The following is a 6,850-nucleotide window of genomic DNA, read 5'->3' on the forward strand; positions in this document are numbered from 1 at the left end:
AAAGTGCTTGTAACAGGATTTTAAAATCCTGTTACAAGTACTTTTTTATTGTCTGAAAACAACGCTAATCAAAATAAGCAATGTTTTTCAGTGCCCTCGGTTTTTGTGCTATTTTATTATTTCCGTCTAATGGACAAAATCAACACTTCGGGTTTGAAATATTGATCCTGTTCAGGATGAAGTTGCTGAATTTTTTTGACCACATCCATTCCTTTGGTAACTTGCCCAAAAGCGGCAAAACCTTGTCCGTCCTTGTTTCTTTTACCTCCAAAATCTAAAGAAGGCTGGTCATTGATGCAAATAAAAAAACTACAAGTGGCAGAATCAGGGATGTCTCTCGCCATAGAAATAGCTCCGTTTTTATGAAGGATACCTGTTTTTGAAGTTCTTTCGAGAGGAATCGCTGCAAAAACTTTTGTTGAATCGACTTCGCCACCTTGAATTACTTCAATTTTTACGGAATCCTTTGTTTGATTGTTTAAAGTTACCGAACGAAAAAAGCTGGTGTTGTCATATAAATGTGCATCTACATATTTCAAAAAATTGGCAACCGTAATTGGAGCTTTTTTGGGATATAATTCCACAGTAATATCACCCAAAGAAGTTTTAATGATGCAAATTTGTTTTTTTTGTGACCAAAGATTAGTAATGGCAAAAAGCAATGCAATCAATATTATTGTGATTTTTTTCATCGTTTAAAAAATTATATATTTTTAAATCTGGAATTCAGTGGAGCATGAGTTGATAATAAAAGAATCCGAAGTCTTCTGACTTCGGATTTCAATTGATTTGTTTAATTTAAATATTTTTTTATTTAGGGCAAAATTTTGATGTCAAGCCTTCTCCTTCACAAATCCATTAATCACTGTTTGGTAATAATCAAAAGTGGTTTTGGCGATAGATTCCCAACTGAATATTTTTAAAACACGTTCTCGACCAGCTTTTCCCATTCGGGTTGCCAGGGCTTCGTCGTCTAATAAAATATTGATTTTGGCAGCAAAAGCTTTCTGGAACAATTCTGGATTGGCCGGATTAAAATCGGTTCTGGAAACACTTATAAGAGGCACTAAATATCCTGATTCTCCTTCGACAATAATTTCTGGAATACCACCTACGTGGCTTCCCACAACTGGAGTTTCGCAAGCCATGGCTTCGAGGTTGATGATGCCAAAAGGTTCATATAAGGAAGGACAGGCAAACACTCGGGCGTGGCTATACAATATTTTTATTTTTTCGCGTGGTAGCATTTCCGAGATTAAAATCACGCCTTCTTTTTCTTTGCGTAAATCGGCAATCAGGGCTTCAGTTTCGAGCTCGATTTCTTTCGTGTCAGGGGCTCCGGCACAAAGCACAATTTGGCTGTTTTTATTGAAATGTTTCGCTGCAGCAATTAATTGTGAAATTCCTTTTTGGCGCGTGATGCGACCCACAAATAACACGAAAGGAATATTTGGATTTATGCCATATTCTAATAGCAAATTGTTGTCAAATGTTGGTTTGTAAAATTCGGGATCAATTCCGTTATGAATTACGGTAACTTTTTCCGGATGGACGCCATAAGCTTCGATGACATCATCTTTCATTTGTTCGCTTACAGCAATAATTCCATCAGCAGTATTATAAGCGCTATTCTCTATCCAACGGGAAAGAAAATAACCATTGCCTAATTGTTCTACTTTCCAAGGACGATGGGTTTCCAAACTATGCGTCGTTAGGATTAGCGGCACTTGCAGTAATTCGCGAGTCATAATCCCGGCGAGATGGGTGTACCAAGTATGGCAATGAATAACATCAGCCTTTGGTGTGGCTTGGGACATTTCTACATTTCGACTCAGGTTATGAAACATTTTGATGTGCGGATTATTTTCATCAACCATTTTAGTAAGCGAAGAGTTAATTCCGCTTACGTGCATATTATCAATATATACAGATTGGTCCCCAAAGCAACGAACTTCAACTTTACCTAATTTGGCTAATTCTTGGCTAAGAAAATCAATGTGTACTCCAGCTCCACCATATATATTGGGTGGAAATTCATTGGAAAAAAGAGCTATTTTCATTTTGATGAGATTTGTTTTTGTGATGGTAAAATCAAACTTTTTGGAAATCAAATATAATAAATATCGCGTATCTATTACAAAAGCTAATATATGAATTAGTTACTAAATTTTAAAACCTTCAACATATAAAAAAACCGAAAATCACTTTCCGGTTTTTATCATCAATTTTGTTGTTATTTTTTTAATCGGTCTTTAAATATTTTTTCGAATTTTTCAATTTTTGGTTGGATGACCATCTGGCAATAGGGTTGATTTTTATTGTTTTCGTAGTAATTCTGATGATAATCCTCAGCTTTGTAAAATTGGGTTAAAGGTTCCAAAGTGGTTACTATAGGGTTATTGTATACTTTTTCAGAAGTTAATTGATCAATAATAGAATGGGCTTCTTTTTTTTGTTCTTCGTTTGCATAAAAAATTACAGAACGATATTGGGTCCCTGCATCCGCCCCTTGACGGTTTAAAGTAGTCGGATCGTGTACAGTAAAGAAAACCTTGAAAATTTCGTCCAGATTAGTAACGGTTTTGTCAAAAGTAATCTGCACGACTTCGGCATGGCCTGTTCTTCCAGTGCATACTTCTTCATAAGTTGGATTTGGATTTTTTCCTCCGGCAAATCCCGAAACGACTGATTTTACACCTTTTAAATTTTCGTAAACTGCTTCCACACACCAGTAACATCCGCCACCAAGTGTGATGGTTTCTAAGTTACTTGTGCTTTTATTTTCTGTGATTACTATATCCGGCACAAAATCTAATGCTATTGAATTCATGCAATATCTTTTGCCTGTTGGCGCAGGTCCATCATCAAAAAGATGTCCTAAATGACCGTCACATCTGCCACAAAGTGCTTCAATTCTTTTCATTCCATACGAATTGTCTTCTTTGTAAACCACGCTATTTTTGTTTTCTTGTTCAAAAAAGCTTGGCCAGCCGCAACTACTGGCAAATTTCTGGTCGGATCTGAATAATTTATTGCCACAAGCGGCACAATAATAAGTGCCTTTTGCATCAGAGTTCCAAAGCTTTCCTGTAAAAGCTCTTTCGGTATCGGCATTTCTTGAAACGGCGTACAAATCTGCGGGTAGTACTTTTTTCCATTCAGCATCTGTAATATTGAGTTTCGTAGTGTCGGTATTTGAATAATAAGGGTTTCCGGGTTTACTAATTGAATTTTCCATACTTGAAGATTTTTGGGTGAAGTTTTGATTTTTTGTTGTTTGCCCACAGGCTTGGAGCATGAATAAAGGGACAAAGAATAGCAAGATTCGAAATTGGATTTTTGTTTTCATTTTTAAATTTTTTTATACAACAAATGTATAAGGTGTTTCAGTATGAAAATGTCGCTTACTTTACAAATGAATTATTTTTAGATAATTTTTAACGTTTTGTTTTCGTGGCTAAATAAAATAAAATCAAAGCTATGACTGACGATATTTCAGGGTATAAAATTAAACTATTCAGTAATTAAACGCTCGTTAAACTTTTCACAAACTTTCTACAATCCCATAATCCATTTCTTTTTTTGTATTTTTGACAAGCTTAAAAAGATATGAAAGAAGAAAACGTAATATTAGTAAATCAAAAGGATGAACAAATAGGTTTGATGCCTAAATTGGAAGCCCATGAAAAAGCAGTTTTGCATCGTGCTTTTTCAGTTTTTGTATTAAATGATAAAAATGAAATAATGCTCCAGCAACGAGCCAGTCAAAAATACCATTCCCCTTTATTATGGACGAATACGTGTTGCAGTCATCAGCGCGAAGGCGAAACTAATATTCAGGCAGGAAGTCGAAGGTTATTTGAAGAAATGGGTTTTAAAACTGGTTTGAAAGAACTGTTTCATTTTATTTATAAAGCACCTTTTGATAATGGATTGACTGAACACGAACTCGATCACGTTATGATTGGCTATTATAATGAAGAGCCAAAAATAAATAAGGAAGAAGTAGAAGAATGGAAATGGATGAGTATCGAAGATGTTCAAAAAGATATTCAGTTTCAACCAGAAATTTACACCATTTGGTTTAAAATTATTTTTGATGAGTTTTATCATTTTTTAGAAGAACATAAAATTTAAGATTTCTAGCCTCTAACCTCTAATCTCTAACTTCAAAATGAGAGTTACCATTTCAAGAAAAGCCCATTTTAATGCCGCACATCGATTGTATCGAAAAGATTGGACTTTCGAGCAAAATGATGCGGTTTTTGGCAAATGCAATAATCCTAATTTTCACGGGCACAACTATGAATTAATCGTGAGTGTTACGGGAAAAATTAATCCTGAAACGGGTTATGTGATGGATATTAAGGATTTAAGTGATTTAATTCTTGAAGAAGTCGAAAAGCCTTTCGATCATAAAAATCTGAATCTTGATGTTCCAGAATTTGAAAATCTAAATCCAACTGCCGAAAACATTGTAGTTGTTATTTGGAATAAAATCAGAAAAAGAATAAAACGGGATTTTGATTTAGAAGTAGTTTTATATGAAACACCGCGAAATTTTGTAACATATAAAGGAGAATAATGGGACTAAATGTGGGAGATAAGATCTCCAATTTTTCAGCAAAAGATAGTGATGGCAACGATTTTGAAAGCGAATCCATCATTGGTAAAAAACCAGTTGTATTATATTTTTATCCAAAAGACAATACGCCGGGTTGCACAGCACAAGCTTGTAGTTTTCGAGACCAATACGAAGATTTTAAAGATTTGGGGGCCGAAGTTATTGGTATTAGCAGTGACAGTATTGCTTCTCACGAAAAATTTGTTCAGAGATATAAGTTACCTTTTGTTTTACTTTCAGATTCGGATAAAAAAATTAGAAACCTTTTTGGCGTAAAACCTAATTTATTTGGCTTGCTTCCCGGTAGAGTAACTTATGTAGTGGACAAAAATGGAATAATACAATTGGTTTTTGATAGCTTAGTAGCGACGAATCATATCCCGAGAGCATTAGAAATGATTAAAAAATTAGTAAAATTATGAGATTTAATATATACCCATTGCAGTTTGAACCCATTCTAAAAGAAAGAATTTGGGGTGGAACCAAGTTGAAATCAGTTCTAAACAAACCAATTACCTCAAAAGTTACTGGTGAAAGTTGGGAAATATCTACTGTTGAAGGAGATGTAAGTGTGGTTTCTAATGGAATTCTGGCAGGAAAATCACTCAACGAATTAATTGATTCAAATCCGGAAGACATATTAGGAACAGACGTTTATAAACGATTTGGAAAACAATTTCCGCTACTTTTCAAATATCTTGATGCTCGGGAAGATTTATCCATACAAGTGCATCCTAATGATGAGTTGGCAAAAAAACGACATAATTCTTTTGGAAAAACCGAAATGTGGTATGTTATGCAAGCCGATAAAGAGGCAAGGATAATTGTTGGATTTAAAGAGAATTCCAATGCGAATGAATATCTTGAAAATTTAAAAAACAAAACGCTGCTTTCTATTCTTGATGATGTGAAAGTTAAAACGGGAGATGTTTTCTTTTTGGAAACCGGAACCGTTCATGCCATTGGAGCAGGACTAGTTATCGCCGAAATTCAACAAACTTCTGACATTACTTATCGTTTGTATGATTTTGACCGAGTTGATAGCCATGGAAATTCAAGGGAATTACACGTTGATTTAGCTTTGGAAGCAATTAATTACAATAAAATTGAGACTAAAAAAAGTTATAATACAACTTTAAATCAATCGAATGCTGTTTTGGATTGCCCTTATTTCAAGACTAATTTCCTTCCATTGGATGGAAAAGTTGAAGTGAATAAAAACGGAAAAACATTTACGGTTTATATGTGTGTAGACGGTAATTTCGAAATAGAAAGTAACCATACAAAATTTCAATATAAAAAGGGAGATACTGTTTTGATTCCTGCTGCCTTGAATTCTTTCATTCTCAATGGGAAAGCTTCGATTTTAGAAATTTATATTTCATAGTCGGTAATAGAAAGATTATATGTACTTTTGCAATCGCAAATTAAAATTAAAAATAAAATGGCAAACGTTAAGAATTTAAAAAAAGACATCAACTACGTTTTAGGAGATATTATTGAAGCGGTTTACTTGTTTGAAATTTCTACTACAGGAAAACCAACAACAGAAACTAATGCTTTAATCGATGAAGCTATAGCAGCTTTTGACACTTTGATTACAAAAGTAAACGCTAAAAAAGTTGAAGATAAAAAAGCCCACTTCAAACAAATCAATGTTGAATTGGAACAAACTGCTAATCAATTGATTGCTAAAATCAACGAATTACAGTAAAAAAAGTCAATAAAAAGGTTTAATTTTTTTTGGAAAATTGAAATTCAGACTTATATTTGCAACAGTAATGAGTCGCCAGCGTAGCTCAGTTGGCTAGAGCAGCTGATTTGTAATCAGCAGGTCGTGGGTTCGAGTCCCTCCGCCGGCTCAATCGAAAACCGTAAGTTTATAGCTTGCGGTTTTTTTATTTTGAAAAATAATGGGACGAGTCCCGAAGCTTCGGAATATCCCGAGCGAAGCAAATCGGGAAGTCCCTCCGCCGGCTTTTTAATAAAACCATCAAACGAAAGTTAGGTGGTTTTTTCGTTTTGAAATAATCTGGGACGAGAAGAGAACAATTTTAATTGAGAATGCGAATCAAGGGTTAACCCAAGTTGCAGTTCATCATCCCGGACTTCCTTTGTTTATAGCATATTGATAATTTTTATTTTCCAGTTTGTGTACTACGGATTTTTTGGTAAAAGGGTGCTTTTTTATTTTTAGAACTTCGTATATTGCTTTCCATTTATCCG

8 protein-coding genes and 1 tRNA gene are annotated in these 6,850 nt (G+C 34.4%); 6 read left to right on the plus strand and 3 right to left on the minus strand.

Features of this window, described 5'->3' with window-relative positions; genetic code table 11:
• Positions 1-116 precede the first annotated feature (116 nt).
• From ACH2BV_RS07645 to ACH2BV_RS07655, 3 genes are all read right to left on the minus strand, one after another.
• A complete protein-coding gene (locus tag ACH2BV_RS07645; RefSeq protein ID WP_395050136.1) occupies positions 117-692 on the minus strand; it encodes a peptidylprolyl isomerase in 576 nt (191 codons plus the stop codon).
• Positions 693-833: 141 nt separating this feature from the next.
• Positions 834-2,060, minus strand: a complete 1,227-nt coding sequence (glgA, locus tag ACH2BV_RS07650) for a glycogen synthase (RefSeq protein WP_395050137.1) — start codon at positions 2,058-2,060, stop codon at positions 834-836.
• A 173-nt stretch (positions 2,061-2,233) separates the two neighbouring features.
• Positions 2,234-3,349, minus strand: a complete 1,116-nt coding sequence (locus ACH2BV_RS07655; RefSeq protein ID WP_395050138.1) for a bifunctional methionine sulfoxide reductase B/A protein — start codon at positions 3,347-3,349, stop codon at positions 2,234-2,236.
• Between the two features lie 260 nt (positions 3,350-3,609).
• Here ACH2BV_RS07655 and idi point away from each other — a divergent pair, with 260 nt between their 5' ends.
• The 6 genes from idi to ACH2BV_RS07685 all read left to right on the plus strand — a co-directional run bounded on the left by idi (position 3,610) and on the right by ACH2BV_RS07685 (position 6,486).
• A complete protein-coding gene (gene idi / locus ACH2BV_RS07660) occupies positions 3,610-4,137 on the plus strand; it encodes an isopentenyl-diphosphate Delta-isomerase (protein ID WP_395050139.1) in 528 nt (175 codons plus the stop codon).
• Between the two features lie 37 nt (positions 4,138-4,174).
• Complete coding sequence (locus tag ACH2BV_RS07665) at positions 4,175-4,585, plus strand: 6-pyruvoyl trahydropterin synthase family protein (RefSeq protein ID WP_395050140.1); 411 nt, start codon at positions 4,175-4,177, stop codon at positions 4,583-4,585.
• Positions 4,585-5,046 carry a peroxiredoxin gene (locus ACH2BV_RS07670; protein ID WP_395050141.1) on the plus strand — a complete coding sequence of 154 codons (462 nt, stop codon included), beginning with the start codon at positions 4,585-4,587 and terminating at the stop codon, positions 5,044-5,046. The genes ACH2BV_RS07665 and ACH2BV_RS07670 overlap by 1 nt, the downstream gene beginning before the upstream one ends.
• Positions 5,043-6,011, plus strand: a complete 969-nt coding sequence (locus ACH2BV_RS07675) for a type I phosphomannose isomerase catalytic subunit (protein ID WP_395050142.1) — start codon at positions 5,043-5,045, stop codon at positions 6,009-6,011. The genes ACH2BV_RS07670 and ACH2BV_RS07675 overlap by 4 nt, the downstream gene beginning before the upstream one ends.
• A gap of 57 nt (positions 6,012-6,068) precedes the next feature.
• Positions 6,069-6,338: a hypothetical protein gene (locus ACH2BV_RS07680; protein ID WP_143392012.1), complete on the plus strand. Its 270-nt coding sequence runs from the start codon at positions 6,069-6,071 to the stop codon at positions 6,336-6,338.
• Between the two features lie 74 nt (positions 6,339-6,412).
• A tRNA-Thr gene (locus ACH2BV_RS07685) sits at positions 6,413-6,486 on the plus strand.
• Positions 6,487-6,850: the final 364 nt, after the last annotated feature.

The sequence above is a fragment of the Flavobacterium sp. genome, assembly GCF_043780635.1.
Classification (GTDB): domain Bacteria; phylum Bacteroidota; class Bacteroidia; order Flavobacteriales; family Flavobacteriaceae; genus Flavobacterium.